7 protein-coding genes are annotated in these 19,597 nt (G+C 73.2%); 4 read left to right on the top strand and 3 right to left on the bottom strand.

Going from position 1 to position 19,597, the window contains the following annotated elements:
* Window positions 1-24 precede the first annotated feature (24 nt).
* A complete protein-coding gene (locus AB0B57_RS25260) occupies window positions 25-12,933 on the bottom strand; it encodes a type I polyketide synthase (RefSeq protein ID WP_357074556.1) in 12,909 nt (4,302 codons plus the stop codon).
* A gap of 182 nt (window positions 12,934-13,115) precedes the next feature.
* Here AB0B57_RS25260 and AB0B57_RS25255 point away from each other — a divergent pair, with 182 nt between their 5' ends.
* On the top strand, window positions 13,116-13,511 hold the full coding sequence (locus tag AB0B57_RS25255; protein ID WP_357074553.1) for a nuclear transport factor 2 family protein: 396 nt from the start codon (window positions 13,116-13,118) through the stop codon (window positions 13,509-13,511).
* A gap of 67 nt (window positions 13,512-13,578) precedes the next feature.
* Here the strand turns inward: AB0B57_RS25255 and AB0B57_RS25250 are convergent, their stop codons facing one another.
* Window positions 13,579-14,838 (bottom strand): cytochrome P450, encoded by a 1,260-nt coding sequence (locus AB0B57_RS25250; protein WP_357074551.1) that lies wholly within the window; start codon window positions 14,836-14,838, stop codon window positions 13,579-13,581.
* Between the two features lie 222 nt (window positions 14,839-15,060).
* Here AB0B57_RS25250 and AB0B57_RS25245 point away from each other — a divergent pair, with 222 nt between their 5' ends.
* From AB0B57_RS25245 to AB0B57_RS25235, 3 genes are all read left to right on the top strand, one after another.
* Window positions 15,061-15,822, top strand: coding sequence for an SDR family oxidoreductase (locus tag AB0B57_RS25245; protein WP_357074548.1), 762 nt, complete (start codon window positions 15,061-15,063; stop codon window positions 15,820-15,822).
* Between the two features lie 221 nt (window positions 15,823-16,043).
* A complete protein-coding gene (locus AB0B57_RS25240; RefSeq protein WP_357074545.1) occupies window positions 16,044-17,228 on the top strand; it encodes an acyl-CoA dehydrogenase family protein in 1,185 nt (394 codons plus the stop codon).
* A gap of 191 nt (window positions 17,229-17,419) precedes the next feature.
* A complete protein-coding gene (locus AB0B57_RS25235) occupies window positions 17,420-18,871 on the top strand; it encodes an FAD-dependent oxidoreductase (protein WP_357074542.1) in 1,452 nt (483 codons plus the stop codon).
* Between the two features lie 51 nt (window positions 18,872-18,922).
* Here AB0B57_RS25235 and AB0B57_RS25230 read toward each other — a convergent pair whose 3' ends face one another.
* Complete coding sequence (locus AB0B57_RS25230; RefSeq protein WP_357074539.1) at window positions 18,923-19,438, bottom strand: flavin reductase family protein; 516 nt, start codon at window positions 19,436-19,438, stop codon at window positions 18,923-18,925.
* Between the last annotated feature and the right edge of the window lie 159 nt (window positions 19,439-19,597).

Below are 19,597 nucleotides of genomic sequence, written 5' to 3'. Positions count from 1 at the left end.
GCCACCCACTTTCCAGGTCGGCGATCACTCGGACTCGTCGACGAGCGCGAACAGTTCTTCGTCGCTGGCGGCCGCCAGGTCGGCACCGGCCGGTCCGGCACCGGGTTGGACGATCTTGAGCAGGGCGTGGAGCCGTGCGGCGAGATCGGCGGCGTCCCCCACCTCGACCGCCGCCGCCAGGTTCTCGCCGATCCGGTCCAGATCGGCCAGCAGCGCCCGCGCGGCGGCCCGCGGGTCCGGAGCGACGATCCGGTCGAGGTAGGCGGCGAGGGCGCCGACGCTCGGATGGTCGAAGACCACCCCGGCCGGCAGTTGCGTGCCGATCGCGGCACCGATCCGGTTGCGCAGCTCAACCGCGGTCAGCGAGTCCAGGCCGAACTCCTGCAAAACCCGGTCCTCGGCCAGGGCCTGCTGATCGGCGTAGCCCAGCACGGCGGCAGCCTGCCCGCGGACCAGGCGCAGCAGGGCGGGACGGCGTTCGGCTGCGGGCAGCGCGCCGAGCCGAGCAGCGGCCGGTTCGCCGGTCCCGGCCGGGCGGGAGCTGGCGGCCGGCATGAGCGCGCGCAGCAGCGGTGGAACGGCACCGGTGGCGCGGACGGCGGCCAGGTCGAGGCCGGTGAGCGCGTACAGCGGCTCGGTGCCGGCGGTCGCCGCGTCGAACATCACCATCGCCGCTTCCGTGGCGACCGGGCGTAGGCCGAGGCGGGCGAGGCGTTGCCGGTCGGCGTCGCCGAGGTGCCCGCTCAGTTCGCTGGTCTGCGCCCACAGCCCCCAGGCGAGGGAGGTGCCGGGCAGTCCGGCGGCGTGGCGGGCGGCGGCGAGGGCGTCCAGGTACGTGTTGCCGGCCGCGTAGGCGGCCTGCCCGGCGGTGCCGAAGAGCCCGGCGACCGAGGAGTAGAGGACGAACGCCTCCAACTCGCGCTCACGGGTCAGCTCGTGCAGGTTCCGGGCGGCGTCGATCTTGGCGGCGAGGACGCGGTTGACCTGCTCGTCGGTCAGCCCGGTCAGCACGCCGTCGGCCACCACGCCGGCGGCGTGCACGACGGCCCGCACCGGGTGGACGGCCAGGACGGCGGCCAGGGCGGCGCGGTCGGTGACGTCGCACGCGGCGAAGGTCACCCGCGCGCCGGCGGCGGTCAGCTCGTCGCGCAGTTCGGCGGCGCCCGGTGCGGTCTCGCCGCGGCGGCTGAGCAGCAACAGGTCGCGGGCGCCGTGCCGGGTGACCAGGTGGCGGGCCAGGATCCGGCCGAGCGTGCCGGTCGCGCCGGTGAGCAGCACGGTTCCGGCCGCCCAGTCGGGCGCCGCGCCCGGTGTGCCGGTGGCCCGGACCAGCCGGGGCACGAGGAGTTGTCCGTCACGTACGGCGAACTGCTGCTCCGTCGTGGGCAGCGCGGGCGGCGACACGGGGTCGTCGTGGTCGACGTCGAGCAGGACGAACCGGCCCGGGTGCTCGGTCTGGGCCGTGCGGATGAGCCCCCACACCCCGGCGTGGACGGGACCGGCCGCCCGGCGGGTGACCACGGCGAGGCGGCGCTCGGCAGTGCTCTCATCGGCCAGCCACCGCCGTACCCGGTGCAGCGTGTCGCGGACGACGTCGCCGGGGTCGGTGCCGGTGACCTCGTACACGTCCACCGTGGTGCCGGGCTCGGAGGCGGCGGGAACCCAGGAGACCGTCAGCAGCGGGTCGTGCGGCATCGCGCCGGCCAGGGGCCGCAGGCTCAGCGCCTCGACACGCAGCACGGGCGTACCGAACTCGTCGGCGGCGGCGACCGCGACGGTGTCCGGGCCGGTACGGGTCAACCGTACGCGCAGCTTGCGGGCTCCGGTCCGGTACAGCCGCACGCCCGCCCAGCTGAACGGCACGACGGCCGGCCGGTCGTCGGCCGCGACCCCGGGAAGCAGGGCATGCAGGCCGGCGTCGAGCAGGGCGGGGTGCAGCAGAAACCCGGCGTCGTCCTCTTGCTCGACCTCGGCGTACAGGTCGTCACCGGCGGTCCACACCCGACGCAGGCCCTGGAACGCCGGCCCGTACCGGTAGCCGTGTCCGGCGAGCCGCTCGTAGGCGCCGGCCAGGTCGACCTCGGTGGCGGCCGGCGGCCACTCGATCGCGTCGACGGCGGGGTCGTCGTCCTCGCCCGGGGCGAGCGTCGCCGTCGCGTGCGAGGCCCATTCGTCCTGCTCGCCGGCGCGGGCGTGCACCTCGGCGGCGCGGTTCCCGCGATCGTCCGGCGCGGCGATCAGCACCTGCAACCGCAGCGTGCCGTCGTCCGGTACCACCAGGGGCGCGGTGACGGTCAGGTCGGCGACTCTCGGGCAGCCGGTCTCGCGGCCGGCGCGCAGCAGCATCTCCAGCACGGCGGTGCCGGGGATCAGGACCGCGTCGCCGACCCGGTGATCGGCGAGCCAACCGGTCGCGGCGGCGCTGCCGGTGAAGACCATGCCGTGCCGGCCGGCCAGCTCGGTGCCGGTGTGCAGCAGCGGGTGGCCGAACCCGCCGTCGGTGTCGGCGGGCGGCGCCGGGAGCCAGTAGCGGTCGGCCTTGAAGCTGTACGTCGGCAGGTCGGTGTGTCGCCCGCCGGGGAACACCGCAGCCGGGTCCCAGGTCGCGCCGTGCAGGCGCAGCTGGGTGAGCCCGGCGGCGATCCCGTGCGGCTCGGGCCGGCCGGGCGGCAGCAGCGCGGCACAGGTGGCGTCCCGGTCCGCCGGCAGGCACTGCTGGACCAGGGCGGCCAGGGTCCCACCCGGGCCGATCTCCAGGTAGCGGCCGACGCCGAGGGCGTCGAGCTGGCGTACGCCGTCGAAAAAGCGCACCGTCTCGCGGATGTGCCGGACCCAGTAGCCCGGCTCGCGCAGCTCGTCCGGGTCGGCGAGTTCCCCGGTCAGGTTGGAGACGATCGGGATGCGCGGCTGGTGGAAGTCCACCTTCGCCAGCGCGGCGAGGAAGTCGTCCAGCACGACGTCCATGTGCGGGGAGTGGAACGCGTGGCTGACCGTCAGCAGCCGGCGGGCGACGCCCTGCTCGTCCCACCACGCGGCGAGGCGGTCGGCCGCCGGAGCGTCGCCGGAGACGACGGTGGCCTGCGGGCCGTTGACCGCGGCGACCGCGAGCGCCTCGTCCAGTCCGAGGCGGCGCACGTCGGCGCGGACCTGATCCTCACTGGCGCGGGCGGCGATCATCACGCCGCCTTCACGGGCAGCCTGCATGAGCCGGCCGCGGGCGGCCACGACCGCGCAGGCGCCGGGCAGGTCCCACAGACCGGCGACGTGGGCGGCGCTCACCTCGCCTATGGAGTGGCCGAGCAGGTAGTCCGGGCGTACGCCGTGGTGCTCGACCAACCGGTAGAGGGCGACCTCAACGGCGAAGAGCGCGGCCTGCGTGTACGCGGTCTGATCGAGCAGGGCCGAGTCGGCAGAGCCGGGCTCGGCCCACAGGACCTGGCGCATCGGCCGGGGCAGGTGCGGGTCGAGCAGGTCGCAGATCTCGTCGAAGGCGCGGGCGAATTCGGAACTGGTCTCGTGCAGCTCGCGGCCCATGTCGAGGCGCTGGCTGCCCTGCCCGGTGAACAGGAACGCGGTGCGGGCGCCGGTGTCGCGGACGGCACGCGCGGGCAGCACCGCCGGGTGCGGCGTGCCGGTGGCCAGCGCGTCGAGCCCGGCGAGGGGGTCGTCACCGACGACGGCGGCCCGGTACTCCAGCAGGGGCCGGGTGGCGAGGGTGTAGCCGACGTCGACGGGGTCCGTATCCGGATACCGGGTCAGGTGCTCGCTCAACCGGGCCAGCTGACGCCGCAACCCCGGTTCATCACGAGCCGAGAACACCCACGGCACAACCGGCGACCGCCGCCGCGCGACCGGCTCGACCACCGGACCCTGCTCCACAATGACATGCGCGTTCGTGCCGCTGATTCCAAACGACGACACCGCCGCCCGCCGCGGACGGTCCTCGACAGGCCACGACCGGGCCTGCGACAACAAGCGCACCCCACCGGCATCCCAGTCAACCTCCGACGACGGCGTCTCGCTGTGCAACGAACGCGGCATCACCCCGTACCGCATCGCCTGAACCATCTTGATCACACCACCGACGCCCGCCGCCGCCTGCGCATGACCAATGTTCGACTTCAACGAACCCAGCCACACCCCATCGCGCGAACGACCATAAGTCGCTTGCAACGCCCCGACCTCAATCGGATCACCAAGCCGAGTCCCCGTCCCATGACCCTCCACCACATCAACATCCGCCACCGACAAACCAGCAGCCGCCAACGCCCGACCAATCACCCGCTCCTGCGCAGGAGCACTCGGTGCCGTCAATCCGTTAGACGCGCCATCCTGATTCACCGCCGAACCACGAACCACAGCCAAAACCCGACGACCAGTAGCAACCGCATCCGACAACCGCTGAACCAACAACAACCCCACACCCTCGGCCCAACCCGTACCCCCCGCACCATCAGCGAAAGAACGACACCGCCCATCGACCGCCAGACCACGCTGCCGGGAAAACTCCACAAACGTGTTCGGCGACGACATGACCGTCACCCCACCGACCACCGCCAGATCACACTCACCACGCCCCAACGCCGAAACGCCGAAATGCAAAGCCACCAACGACGACGAACACGCCGTATCAACCGTCACCGCCGGGCCCTCAAAACCAAAGGTGTACGCCACCCGCCCGGACACGACGCTGGAGAGGTTTCCAGTGAGCAGGAAGCCTTCGAACTCCGGTGGGGCGCTGCGGCGGCCGGCCGCGTAGTCGTCGTACATGGCGCCGGTGAAGACGCCGGTGTTCGAGCCGCGCAGCGTCGCCGGGTCGATCCCGGCGTCCTCGAACAGCTCCCAGGTCGTCTCCAGCAGCAGCCGTTGCTGCGGGTCGGTGGCGGTGGCCTCGCGGGGGGACATGCCGAAGAACTCGGCGTCGAAGCGGTCGGCGTCGTACAGGAAACCGCCCTGCCTCGTGATCGACGTCCCCGCGTGGTCCGGATCCGGGTCGTACAACGACTCCACATCCCAGCCCCGGTTGACCGGAAACTCCCCGACCGCGTCGATCTCCTCGGTCACCAGCCGCCACAACTCTTCCGGCGAGCCCACCCCACCCGGAAACCGGCAGGCCATCCCCACGATCGCGACCGGCTCGTCGGAGACCTTCGCGACCGCCGGAACGACCGGCGCGCTCTCGTCGGCGCCAGCACCGAACTGGGCGCTCAGATGGGCCGCGAGCGCCTCCGGGGTGGGGTGGTCGAAGACCACGGTGGCCGGCAGGCGCAGTCCGGTCGCGGCGCCGAGCTGGTTCCGCAGCTCCACGCCGCCCAGGGAGTCCAGGCCGAGTTCACGGAATGCCCGCCGCGGGTCGACCCGGTCGGTGCCGCGGTGTCCCAGGACGGTGGCGGTGGCCGCACGCACCAGCTCCAGCGTCCGGCTTTCGTCGAATTCCACGACCCGGTCATCGTCGAGCGAGACGGCAACCTGCGCGACGGGTCGCGGTTGGTATCGGGCCGGCGCGATCAGGGCCGCGTCGGCGCTGATCGCGGCATCGAACAGGACGAGGCCGTCGGCGGCGCCGAGCGGGGCGAAGCCGGCCCGGCGCCAGCGGGCGAGGTCGTCCTCGCCGAGGCCGGCGCCCATCCCGGCGGTGCCGTCCCACAGCCCCCAGGCCAGCGACAGCGCCGGCATCCCGGCGGCACGCCGGTGGGCGGCGAGCGCGTCCAGGAAGGTGTTCGCGGCCGCGTAGTTGGCCTGCCCGGGTGTGCCGACCAGGCCGGAGACCGAGGAGAAGAGCACGAACAGCGCCGGTGGACGGTCCCGGGTGAGCTCGTGCAGGTGCCAGGCCGCGTCGATCTTCGGACGCAGCACGGTGGTGATCTGCTCGTCGGTGAGGGTGGCGACGGTCGCGTCGGCGAGCACGCCGGCGGTGTGCAGGACACCGGTCAGGGGGTGCTCGGCGGGGATCTCGTCCAGCACGCGGGCGAGTTGGGTGCGGTCCGCCGCGTCGGCCGCGACCGCGCGTACCCGGACACCGTGGGCGGCGAGTTCGGTGACCAGCTCGGGCAGCCCGGGGGTGTCCGAGCCGCGGCGGCTGAGCAGCAGCAGGTGGCGTACGCCGTACTCGGCGACCAGATGGCGCGCGAACCGGGCGCCGAGCCCGGCGGTGCCGCCGACGATGAGCACCGTCCCCGCCGGGTCGAGCCGCCCGCTCACGGCGCCGGCCGGCGCCGCCGGGACGAGCCGGGGCGCGAGCAGCTTTCCGCCCCGGACGGCGACCTGCGGTTCGCCGGTGGTCAGGGCCCGGCGCAGCTGGAGGTCGTCGGCCGCCTCGTCCAGGTCGACCAGCACGACCCGGCCGGGATGCTCGCTCTGCACCGAGCGCACCAGGCCCCACGCCGTGGCGGCACCGAGACCGGTGACGTCCTCGCCGGGCAACACCTGCACGGCGTTGCGGGTGACGACGGCGAGCCGCTCGTCGCCGGGCAGCCGCCCGCGGATCAGCCGGGCCAGGTCGAGGGCCGTGGTGTGTGCCTGTCCGGGCAGCTCACCGGGCGCGTCGATGGGCACGACAGTCAGGATCGGCGGCGAGGTCCCGGCGCTGACCTCGACCCAGTCGATGGTGTGCAGGCGAGCGTCGGTGGCGGTCACCGGTCGTACGGTGACGGCGTCGACCGTGGCCACCGGCGACCCGTCGGCGGCCACGAGCCGCAACCCGGCCGCGTCCGTCCCCGCCGGGGTGAGCCGGACCCGCGCCGTGGCCGCGCCGTGCCGCGCGACCTGCAGACCGGCGATCACGAACGGCAGGTCGATGGTGTCCGCGTCGCCGGTTCGCCGGGACAGGAGCTGCCAGACCAGGGCGTGCAGCGCCGAGTCGAGCAGCACCGGGTGCAGGCCGTAGCCGGCGGCGGTGTCGCGCAGCCCGTCCGGCAGGCCGACCTCGGCGTAGGCACCGTCGCTGTTGTGCCAGAGACCGCGCAGCCCGCGAAAGGCCGGACCGTAGTGGTAACCGGCGTCGGCGAGGCGGGCGTAGACGTCGGCGACCGGTACCGCGGTCGAGCCCGGCGGCGGCCACGCCCCGGTCGGTCCGGCCCGCTCCGGCACGGCCGGGGTGAGCAGGCCGGTGGCATGCCGGCTCCACTGCTCCCCGCCGGTGTCCGCCGCGGCGTGCACGGTGAACGCGCGGCTGCCGTCGCCGGCCGGGGCGGCGACGGTGATCTGCACGCGCACCGGCGCGTCCAGCCGCAGCGGTGCCTCCAGCGTCAGCTCCGCGACGCGCGGGGCGCCACACGTCAGTCCGGCGCTCAGTACCAGCTCGGCGAAGGCCGCCGCGGGCAGCAGCGCCCCCGATCCGACGACGTGGTCGGCCAGCCACGGCTGCTCGTCCGTCGACAGCCGGCCGGACAGCACGACCTCGTCCCGTCCGGCGATGCTGGTGCGGGCGCCCAGCAGCGGATGCCCGGCGGGCATCAGGCCGAGGGTGCGCACGTCGCCGCCACCCTGCGGCGCCAGCCAGAAGCGTTCCCGCTGGAACGGGTAGGTGGGCAGGTCGGCGCGCGCGTCACCGGGGGCGAGCAGGTCGAGATCGACCGGTACGCCGTGGACGTGCGCCCGGGACAGCGCCCCGGCCACCGACCGGGTGTCGGAGTGCCCGCGACGCAGCGCCGCGATCGCCGTCACGTCCGGCGGCAGCGTCCGCGCGGCGAGCGGTGCGAGCACCGCGTCCGGACCCACTTCGACCAGCAGCCCGGCACCGGCCTCGACGAGCGCGGTCACCGCGTCGGCGAAGCGGACCGTCTCGCGGATCTGCCGGGTCCAGTACTCCGCCGTGGCGATCTCCTCCCCGGCGAGCCGCCCGGTGACCGTGGAGATCAGCGGCAGCCGGGGCCGGTGGTAGGTGACCTGCTCGGCGACGGTCCGGAACTCGTCCAGCGCCCCGTCCATGTGCGCCGAGTGGAAGGCGTGGCTGACGACCAGCGTCCGGGTGCGGCGGCCGCGCGCGGCCCAGCGCTCGGCCAGCGCGGTCACCGCGTCGGCGTCGCCGGAGACCACCACGGCGTCGGGGGCGTTGACGGCCGCGAGGCTCACCTCGGCGCTCAGTTCCGGCTCGACCTCGGCGGCACCAGCCTCGATGGCCGCCATGGCGCCACCCGCGCGGGCGTCGCGCATGGCACGGCCGCGGGCGGTGACCAGGCGGGCCGCGTCGGGCAGCGAGTACACCCCGGCCAGGTACGCGGCGGCCAGCTCACCGATCGAGTGCCCGGCGAGCAGGCCGGCCCGCAGCCCGTGGTGCTCCAGCAGCCGGGCCACGGCGACCTCGACGGCGAACAGGGCGGGCTGGGTCCAATCCGTCCGGTCGATGTCCTCCCCGGCGTGCACGACCTCGCGCAGCGGCCGGTCCAGATGCGGTGCGAAGGCGTCGCACACCTCGTCGAAGGCGGCCGCGAAGACCGGGTCGGCCTCGTACAGCTCGCGGCTCATGCCGGGGTACTGCGCGCCCTGCCCGGTGCAGAGCAGCGCCGTCGGCGCGGACACCCGCGCCTCGCCGGTGACGACGTCCGGATGCGCGCTTCCCGCGGCCACGGCCGCAAGCCCGCCGAGCAGGGCCTCGAGGTCGGTGCCGAGGACGACGGCGCGCCGTTCGAAGGCGGTCCGTCCGGTGGTGAGCGTCCGCGCGACCGCGGTCGGGTCGGTCTCCGGCGCGGCGCTCAGCCGCTCGTGCAGGCGGCGGGCCTGCTCGGTCAGGGCGGCACCGGTGCGCCCGGAGACGGCCCAGGCAAGCGGGTACGGACCGGCCGGCGCGGGAGCGCCCGGCCCCGGATCGTCGCCCTCCTCGAGGACGACGTGCGCGTTGGTGCCGCTGACCCCGAACGACGACACTGCGGCGCGACGTGGCCGGTCGCCGCGCGGCCATTCCCGGTCCCCGGTCAGCAGGCGAACCCCGCCGGCGTTCCAGTCGACATGGTCGGTGGGCCGGTCCACGTGCAGGGTTCGCGGCAGGCGCTGGTGCCGCATCGCCTGCACCATCTTGATGACTCCGCCGACACCGGCGGCCGCCTGGGTGTGGCCGATGTTCGACTTCAGCGAGCCGAGCCACACCGGATGGCCGGCCTGCCCGTACGTGGCCCGCAGCGCGTCTGCCTCGATCGGGTCGCCGAGGCGGGTGCCGGTGCCGTGCGCCTCCACGGCGTCGACAGCGGTCGCGTCCAGGCGGCCGTCGGTGAGCGCGTCGCGGATCACCCGCTCCTGGGCCGGGCCGCTGGGGGCGGTCAGGCCGTTGGACGCGCCGTCGGAGTTGACCGCGCTGCCCCGGATCACGGCGAGGACCCGGTGACCGTGGCGGCGCGCGTCGGCGAGCCGCTCGATGAGCAGCAGGCCGGCACCCTCGGCCCACGAGGTGCCGTCGGCGGCCGCGGCGAACGACTTGCTGCGGCCGTCGGGCGCCAGTCCCCGCTGCCGGGAGAACTCGACGAACATGCCGGGGCCGGACATCACCGCGACGCCGCCCGCGAAGGCGAGGGTGGATTCGCCGGACCGTACCGAACGCACCGCCAGGTGCAGCGCGACCAGCGACGACGAGCAAGCGGTGTCCACCGTGACCGCCGGGCCGTGCAGGCCCAGCTGGTAGGCGATGCGCCCGGACATCACGCTGGCGGTGGTGCCGGTCAGCACGTGCCCGTCGACCTCCGAGCCGGCGGTGTGCATGCGCGGTCCGTAGTCGAGGTGGGTGCCGCCGACGTACACGCCGGTACGGGTCCCGCGCAGCGAGCGCGGTTCGAGCCCGGCGCGTTCGGCCGCCTCCCACGCGGTCTCCAGCAGCAGCCGCTGCTGCGGGTCCATGGCGAGCGCTTCCCGCGGTGAGATGCCGAAGAAGTCGGCGTCGAACAGCGCCGCGTCGTAGAGGAAGCCGCCCTGGTCGACGTAGCTGCGGCCGGGCCGGTCGGGGTCGGGGTCGTGCAGGTGGGCGTCCCAGCCGCGGTCGGTCGGGAACGCGCCGACCGCGTCAACGCCGTCGGCGACCAGCCGCCACAGGTCCTCGGGGGAGGCGACGCCGCCCGGGTAGCGGCAGGCCATGCCGATGATGGCGACGGCACCGTCGTCGCCGGTCCCCTCGGCCGTCACGGCCGCCGTGCCACCGGAGTCGGCGCCGGCTTCGGCCAGGTGGGTCACCAGGTCGCCGATGGTCGGCCGGTCGTAGATCAGTGCCGCGGGCAGCGACCGGCCGGTCGCGGCGGCCAGGGCGTCGCGCAGCTCGACGCCCATCAGCGAGTCGAAGCCGAGGTCGCGGAAGGTGGCGTTCGGATCGAGCCGCTGTCCCGGCGCGATGCCGAGCACGGCTGCGGCGTGCTCGTGGACCAGGGACGCCAGGTCGGTGGTCGCCGGGTGCCGCGGCGCGGCTTCGACCGGCGCGGTGCTCACGGTGTCGAACCAGTGCCGGCGTCGCTGGAACGCGTACGGCGGGAGCTCGGCTCGCGGGCCGGGGCCGCAGGCGGCCGCCCAGTCCACCGGCACGCCCCGCACGAACGCCTGGGCAATCGCGGTGGTGAAGGTCCGTGGTTCGTTCCGGTTCGCCCGCAGCAGCGGTACGGCGGACGCGCCGCCCGCCTCGGGCAGGGCCGCCGCGATCAGCGCACTGCACACCCCGTCCGGGCCCAGCTCCAGGTAGGTAGCGACGTGCTCGGCCGCCAGCGCCCGGATCGCGTCGTGGAAGCGCACCGGCCGGCGAACCTGCGTGCTCCAGTAGCCGGGGTCGGTGGCCTCGTCGTCGCGCAACGCCCGCCCGTGAACGGTGGAGATCAACGTTATCCGGGGCGGGCGCGGATCCAGCCCGGCCACGACGGCGTGGAACTCCTGGAGCATCGGCTCCATCAGCGCCGAGTGGAAGGCATGGCTGACGCTCAGACGGCGGGTGCGGTGCCCGGCGGCCCGGAACGCCTCGGCGAGTTCCAGGACGGCCGGTTCCGGGCCGGAGATGACCACGGCGGCCGGCCCGTTGATCGCCGCGAGGTCCACGCCGGCGGTCAGGCGCGGGCGCACCTCGTCCTCGGTGGCCTCGACGGCGACCATCGCGCCGCCGGCCGGCAGGGCCTGCATGAGCCGCCCCCGGGCGGTGACCAGGGTCGCCGCGTCGGCCAGGGTGAACACGCCGGCGACGTGCGCGGCGGCGATCTCGCCGATGGAGTGTCCGGTCACGTGATCGAAGCGCACTCCCCAGGACTCGGCGAGTCGGTAGAGGGCGACCTCGACGGCGAACAGCGCCGGCTGGGTGAATCCGGTGTCGTCGAGGCCGTCCCCGGAGACGATCACGTCGGTCAGCGGCCGGGGCAGCAACCGGTCCAGGTGGGTGGCGATCTCGTCGAATGCCTCGGCGAAGCGCGGGAACGCCGCGTACAGCTGCCGTCCCATGCCGGCGCGCTGGCTGCCCTGGCCGCTGAAGACCGCCGCCACGGGTCCGGGCGCGACGGCTCCGGTGATCAGATTCGGCGCTGGGCGGCCGGCAGCCGCCGCGTCGAGAGCGGCCGGGTCGGCGTCGAGGATGACCGCGCGGTGGTCGAAGACCGTACGGGTGCCGGCGAGCGCCCGGGCGACGTCCGCGGGTGGCGGCGGGTCGTCCCGGTTCAGCCAGTCACGCAGCCGGGCCGCCTGCGCGCACAGCGCGTCCTCGCGCGCGGTGACCACCCAGGGCAGCACCGGCGGGACCGGGCCCTCGGGCTGCTCGGGGGTCGGGGGCGCCTCGGCCAGGACGACGTGGCAGTTGACGCCGCCCATGCCGAACGAGCTGACGCCGCCGACCAGCGGTCGGGTCGGGTCCGGCCACGGGCCGCGTCGCTGCTGGACTTCGAGGCCGAGCTCGGCGAACGGGATGTCGGGGTTCGGCACGCTGAAGTTGCGGCTGGCCGGCAGCTCTCGGTGGGAGAGCGCGAGCAGGACCTTGAGCAGTCCGACGACGCCGGCCGCGGCCTCCAGGTGGCCGACGTTGGTCTTCGCCGAGCCGATCCGCAGCGCCTGCGCGGCGGGGCGCCCGACGCCCAGGGCGGCACCAAGCGCCTGGGCCTCGATCGGGTCGCCGAGCCGGGTTCCGGTGCCGTGCGCCTCGACGTACTGCACCTGGTGCGGGTCGGTGCCGGCCCGGCGGTACGCCGCGCGCAGCAGGTCGGCCTGCGCGTCGGCACGAGGGACGGTCAGCGCCGGCGCCGCGCCGCCGTGGTTGACGGCGCTGCCCCGGATGACGCCGTAGACGCGGTCGCCGTCGGCCCGCGCCTTCGTCAGGGGCTTGAGCACGACCAGCGCGGCGCCCTCGCCGGGGGCGAAGCCGTTGGCCCGGGCGTCGAAGGCGTAGCTCTCGCCATCCGGGGAGAGCGCGCCGAAGCGCCGTTCGGTGACGTGGTCGCCGAGCAGCGCCAGGTTGATCCCGGCGGCGAGGGCGAGGTCGGCCTCGCCGGTGCGCAGGCTCTCGCCGGCCAAGTGCACGGCGACCAGTGAGGAGGCCTGCGCGGCGTCAACGGTGAGGCTGGGTCCGCGCAGGTCAAGGAAGTAGGAGACCCGGTTGGCGATGATTCCGCGGCTGAGCCCGGTCATCGAGTGCTGGGTGACGGCCTGCTCGCCGTGCCGGCGCACCAGGTGGGCGTAGTCGTCGCGCAGCGCGCCGACGTAGACGGCGGTGCGGCTGCCGGCGAGGGTGGCCGGGATGATGCCGGCGTCCTCGAGGCCCTCCCAGGCCAGTTCGAGCAGCAGGCGCTGCTGCGGGTCGACGGCGGCCGCTTCGCGGGGCGAGATGCCGAAGAACGCGGCGTCGAAATCGCCGGTGCCGTCGAGGCGGCCCGCCCGCGTGCCGTCGGCGCCGGTGCGCAGGCCGCTGCCACCGGCGGCGAGCAACTCCCAGAACGCACCGGGCTCGGAGGCGCCGGGCAGCCGGCACGCCATACCGACGACTGCGATCTCGTTCATCATCCGCCTTCCGGGTGGACCTGGGGATCTCCCACCCTTCCGGCCCTTCCTCAGCAGGCGGTAATGATGTGGTAACCCAAAGTGGATGAGTGCTCCGTTGCCCGGCGGTGGGGTCGGCAACGACCGCGCCCGGTTAGCGTCGGCCACCGATGACTTCGGACACCAAACGGAGGGAGCACGCCATGACCGTCACACACGAGCAGCTGGTCGACGCCGCGCGCGAGCACGGGGAGCGATACGTCGAGGCGTTCAACTCGGGAGACGTCGACACGATCAACGCGATGTACACGGAGGACGCGATCTCGGTGTGGGAGCCGGGCAACCCGCAGACCGGTCAGGCCCGGCGCGACTCGCTCGCGGAGTTCATCAGCCAGAAGCCGCAGATGCGCGCGACGCTGCGCGAGTCGCACGTCACCGGCGACACCGCGTTGCTGGTGGTGGACTGGGCGATCGACGTGGAGACGCCGGAGGGTGCACAGCAGCTGGAGGGCGTGGGCCTGGACGTGCTGCGCCTGGGCGCCGACGGCCAGTGGCGGTTCGCCGTCGACAACCCGTTCGGGCAGAGCCCGGCGAACTGAGTGCACGACGCGGAAGGTCCGTCCCGGGGGGTGCCCGGGGCGGACCTTCCGCGTCGAAGGGCGCCGGTCAGACGGCGGCCGGTACGCCGAGGCGCACCGGGACGACCTCGTGCCCGTTGGAGACGAACGACTCCACCGTCGGCAGCTTCTCCACCGGCTCGGCGAGCCGCAGGTCCGGGAAACGCTCGAAGAGCGCGGGCAGCGCCACCGATGCCTCCAGCCGGGCCAGCGGCGCCCCCACGCAGTGGTGCACGCCGTGGCCGAACGAGATGTGACTGCCCCGCTCGGGGCGGCTGATGTCGAACACGGACGCGTTGTCGCCGAAGACCTTCGGGTCGCGGCCCGAGGCGGCGAAGTTGACGAGGATGGCGTCGCCCTTGGCGATCGTCACGTCACCCAGGTCGATGTCCTCGACGGCGAAGCGCAGCGGCAGGCTGCCCAGCGGGGACTGCACCCGCAGCGTCTCCTCCACCACGTCCGACCAGGTCGCGGCGCCGCTGCGGACCAGCGCCAGCTGCTCGGGATGGGTGAGCAGCAGGACCGCCGCGTGATCGAGCAGGTTGACGGTGGTCTCGTGGCCGGCGGTGTACATCAGGAAGATGGTGTCGATCAGCTCGCGCTCGGTGAGGCCGACGCCGCCCTCGTCGCGGACCGAGACCAGGCCGCTGGCCAGATCGTCGCCGGGCGTGGTCCGCTTCAGCTCGATGAACCCGACGGCCAGCTCGTAGAGGGCCGCCTCGTTGGCGCGGGCCTCTTCCTCGCTGGCCGAGGTCTGGAAGATCGCCTGCATCCGCTCCAGCAGGTCGTCGCGCATGCCGGCGGGAATGCCCAGCAGTTCGGAGATGATCAGGGTGGGCAGCGGGAAGGCGAAGTTCGCCCGCAGGTCGACCACGTCGTGCGGGCCGGCGGTGGCCATTCCGTCGAGCAGCGCCGCGGTGACCTCCTCGATCCGGGGCCGCAGCGCGGCGGTACGCCGGGCGGTGAAGGCCTTGGCGACCAGCTTGCGCAACCGGGTGTGCTCCTCGCCGTACGCGGTGATCATGTTGTGATCCTGGACCCAGATGGCCAGCGGCCAGGAGCGCGCCAGCTCGCCCTCGCCGTTCTCCCAGGCCGGCCAGTGCCGGTACGCGTCGCGGGAGACCCGGTCGTCGGTGAGCAGGCGCTTGATCAGCGCGTGACCGGTGATCGACCACGCGGGGACCTCACCGGGCAGTTCGATGCGGGTGGCCTCGCCGCGCTCGCGCAGCGCGGCCGCCTCACCGTGAATGTCCGAGCCGGCCGGATCGATGGCGTACGGGCATTGGGATTGCTTCGCTTCGGCTTCCATGGGACACCCCGAATCCTGGCGATGAATTGTCACCGGCCACGGTAGGCACGGACTCGTCATCAAACGCTCACGCACCGGTCTATCCACCACACTTACTTCCAGGTAAGTACGGACATACGAGTCCCTACTTGTGTCTCGACATTCCCTGCGGAAGCCTGGCAGCACACCGGGTTTCGGAAACGATGGCGCGCGCCTCGGCGTGGGCTGGCTGGAGACAAGTCATTGAGCAGCTACACGGGTAAGAAGGCAGTGATCACCGGTGGCACGATCGGCATGGGTCTGGCTACCGCGAAGGCACTGATCGACGGCGGTGGCGAGGTTCTGGTCACCGGCCGCAACGAGAAGAACCTCGCCGCCGCGCAGACCGAGCTCGGCGACGCCGCGCGCGTGGTGCGCTCGGACACCGCCGTGCTCGCCGACATCGAGCAGCTCGGCGAGACCGTGGAGAAGGAGTTCGGCCAGATCGACCTGCTCTTCGTGAACGCGGGCTTCGCCCAGCCCGGCCCGTTCGGGCACGTCACCGAAGAGCTGTATGACAACACCTTCAACGTCAACGCCAAGGGCGCGTTCTTCACCGCCCAGCGCCTCGCACCGCTGATCAAGGACGGCGGCGCGATCATCTTCACCACCTCGGTCGCCAACGACTCCGGCAACCCCGGCATGGGCCCGTACGCCGGCTCCAAGGCCGCCGTCCGCGCGTTCACCAAGGTCATCGCCGCCGAGCTGCTGCCCCGCAACATCCGGGTCAACAGCCTCAGCCCCGGCTTCATCCACACCCCGACCGCGGGCATCACCGGCGCCACGCCCGAGCTGCTGGCCGTCTTCGAGAAGGTCGGCGACACCATCACCCCGATGCGCCGGCACGGCTCCTCCGAAGAGGTCGCCCGCGCCGTGCTCTTCCTCGCCTTCGACGCCACCTTCACCACCGGCGCCGAGCTGAACGTCGACGGCGGTCTCGGCCAGCGCCTCAACCGCCAGCAGTAACCCCTAATCCGTCGCTGCGAGGCGACGCTGCGCCTTCACCCTGGCGCAGCGTCGCTTTTGCGCGTTGTCGCCCAACGCCACTCACCGGCCGGTAACCGGCGACTCACCGCGTTAGCCGTGAAGCCGCGGTTACCCCGCCATGACCAGGTTCACGTTGTTGTCTGCCACGATTCCTGCGTTCCTTCCGGACGTGTGCAGCGTCGAGCCGACAAGGAGACGGAATGACTACTCGGGAAAATGGCGTCGAGGCCGTGCTGAGCGCCGTACGCAAAATGGTTCCGCAGTTGCGGGAAAACGGCCTGGAAGCCGAGGACCGACGCTGGCTGCCCGACGAGAACCTGCGTCTTCTCGAGGACGCCGGCGTATTCCGGATGGCCACTCCCGACTACCTCGGCGGCCTGGGCTTCTCGGTGGCCGAGCAGGCCGCCGTGCTGTCCGAGATCGCCCGCGGCGACGTGTCGACGAGCTGGATCGCCAGCGTCTGGGTCTCCAGCGCGTGGATGGCCACGCTGTTCCCGGAGGAGATCCAGAAAGAGGTCTTCGCGACGCCCTCGGTGCGCATCTCCGGCGGCTTCACGCCCTCCGGCGTGCTGACGGCGACCGACGGCGGCTACACGCTCAACGGGTCGTGGAAGTTCAACTCCGGCTGCCGCGGCGCGCACTGGAACATCGCCACCTCGCTGATCGAGCACCCCGACGGCCGGTACGAGGACGCCATCGCGATGGTGCCGATGAGCGATTTCAGGATCGCCGACGACTGGAACACCTCGTCGGTCGCGGCGACCGGTAGCTGCACCTCCACCGCCGAGAACGTCTTCGTACCGGCGCACCGGGTGATCCCCGGCGACGCGGCGGCCTTCGAGGCCGCGCTTGCCGAGCTGCCCGCCGACTGGCAGCCGACCGGCCGCGAGTACGGGCTCTACAGCTTCATCATCGCGCAGGGCGTGGCGACCCTGATCGGCGCGGCCCGCGGCGCCCTGGACGCGTTCCTGGACCGGCTGCCCGGCCGGGGCATCACCTACACCCCGTGGACCGAGCAGAAGCTGCACCCGCTGACCCAGATCCAGGTGGCCACCGCCGACGCGAAGATCGCCGCCGCCGAGGCGTTGATGGGCCGGGTGTACGAGACCCTGCAGCGCCGGGCCGACGCGGGCGAGCTGCCCACCCTGCAGGAGAAGGCGGCCACCCGGGGCCACAGCGCGTACGCGGTCGAGCTGGCCAAGGAGGCGGTCGCCATCCTCTTCAACGCCAGCGGCGCGACCGCCATCCAGCGGGCCGTGCCGATCCAGCGGTTCCACCGCGACATCCAGGGCCTGGCCCTGCACGGCATGATCCTGCTCAACTCCAGCCTCGAGGTCCACGGCCGCGTTCTGCTCGGCCTGGACCCGGAGACGCCGCTGCTCTGAGGAGCCGGCCGCTACACCCCGTCCCGCCACGCCGGGCGCGGAACGTCTCCACGTTCCGCGCCGGGCGTATGTCACGGGACCCACTTTTCCCGGGCGAACCGGGAGATCACACCGTCCTGCGCGAGGGGGCCGGACGGTGCCACCTGTCGTCCCGCGCACGTGGGCACGACCATCACTGGGGGGACCCAACATTGCGGAACCAACACACCGCACCAACGACCGCACTTTCCGGCCACCGACTGTCGCGGCGCCGGTTCGTGCAGGCCGCCGGCCTGACCGCGGTGGCCGCCTCGGCGGGCACCGCACTGGGCTCGCCGGCCCGCGCCGACTCACCCCGCACCAACCGTGACGTGATCGTCGTGGGCGCCGGGTACGCCGGCGTCACCGCGGCCCGCGAGCTGCGGGCCCAGGGCTTCCGGCCGGTCATTCTGGAGGCCCGGTCCCGCATCGGCGGCCGGACTTGGACCACCACGTTCGAAGGCAAGCAGATCGAGCTCGGGGCACAGTGGATCGGCCCGACGCAGCCGCTGGTCAACGCCGAGGTCCGCCGGTACGGTCTGAGCACCCTGACCGGCTCCATCCCGTCGCGGCTGCTGATGCCGACACTGTCCGGCCCGGCGGCGGTGGATCTGGAGAGCAGCGACGCCCGCTACGGTGCCCTGATGGAGCGGCTGTTCGCCGGCGCCCGGGACCTGTTCCCGGACCCGCTGAACCCGCTGGCCAACCGTGCCGCGGTGGTCGCCGCCGACGGGCTGACCCTGCGCGACCGGCTCGACCAGCTCGGCCTGACCGCGGAGGAGCGGCTCTGGCTCAGCGGCACCACGGCCGGATACTCCGGCGGGGACAGCCGGCTCGGCGCGTACACCGCGCTGGCGCACTGGTGGGCGCTGGCCGGTTACAACATAGCCGGTTACGACGCGGCGATGTCGCTGCGGATCTCCACCGGGATGACCGGGCTGTTGCAGTCGATGCTCAACGACGCGCAGGCCGAGCTGCACCTACGCACGGCGGTGGCGTCGGTGACCGACACCGGCGGCGAGGTGTGCGTGACCACGACCGCCGGGGTGACGTACCGGGCGCCCTGGGCGGTGATCGCGGTGCCGGTCAACGTCTGGAAGACGATCGCGTTCCGGCCGGGCCTGGCCGCGGTGCGCGCGAGGGCCAGCGCCCAGGGCGTCGGTGTGCCACACAGCAACAAGATCTGGATGAAGGTCACCGGCCTGCCGGACCGGGTCGCCGCCCGGGGCACCGAGGGCGACCCGTTCACCACCCTGCTGTCGCAGGGCGACGTGAACGGCGGGCAGCTCATGGTGGCCTTCAACAGCCTACCGCCGGTCGACGGCACCAGCGTCTCGGCGGTCCAGCGGGCCCTGCGCTATTACCTGCCCGAGGCCTCGGTGACCAGCGTGCTGGCCCAGAACTGGGGCACCGACCGGTATTCGTTGGGCGGCTGGGCGCTGCGCCGTCCCGGCCAGCTGTCCACCCAGCAGCCCGCCATCCAGACGCCACAGGGCCGGCTGGCGTTCGCGTCCGGTGACATCGCCACCGGCTGGATCGGTTTCGTGGAGGGCGCGATCGAGTCGGGCCTGCGCGCGGCCGGCCAGGTGGCCGCGATGGGCACCCCGGCGCTGGCCGCGGTCTGAGCCCGCGTCGGTGAGCGTGACCGCCGTGCACCCGGACGCGGGCCACGGCGGTCATGCCGGCGACGGCGGGGCCGCCCCGGGACGGAACCCGCCGCCGAAGAAGATCAGCCCGTCGGCGCCCGTTCCCCGCAGGCTGTTGATGACCGAGCCGACAAAGATCGAGTGGTCGCCGGAGTCGTGCGCGTCCACCAGGACGCACTCGATCCAGGCCAGCGCGCCGCTGAGCAGCATGGCCCCGGTACGCGGCCCGGGATGCCAGTCGAACGGTTCGAACTGTGGCGCGCCCAGCGGACGGCTCTTGTCGGCGAAGTAGCGGGCATGCCGTTCCTGGTCGGCGGCCATGATGGAGATCGCGAAGCGGCGCTCGGAGCTGATTGCCTTGTGCATGACCGCGCTGTGCGCCACGCAGCAGAGCACCTGCGCCGGATCGAGGGATACCGAGCTGAAGGCGTTCGCGGTCATGCCGTGCGGATGCTCGCCGCCAACGGTGAGCACGATGACGCCGGTGGCGAACATCGACATGACCTCACGCATGGTCGCCGCCACGGGCGGTTCCTGAAGGGACATCGCTGCTCCCGTCCGAGGGGACTCGTGATCGAACGTAGTTGCGGCGTGGCAGTCGGTATCCATCACGAGGTAATCACGTGGCAATCCGCGCCACGCTAGGACGCTTACCGCGCCGAGACCGTACGCTGCCGGGCCGTAGTCGACCCGTCGGTAACGTCC

Source organism: Micromonospora sp. NPDC049101 (genome assembly GCF_040648675.1).
GTDB lineage: Bacteria > Actinomycetota > Actinomycetes > Mycobacteriales > Micromonosporaceae > Micromonospora.
Note: the sequence above shows the minus strand (reverse complement) of the source record. Positions and strands in the feature narration are given on the sequence as shown.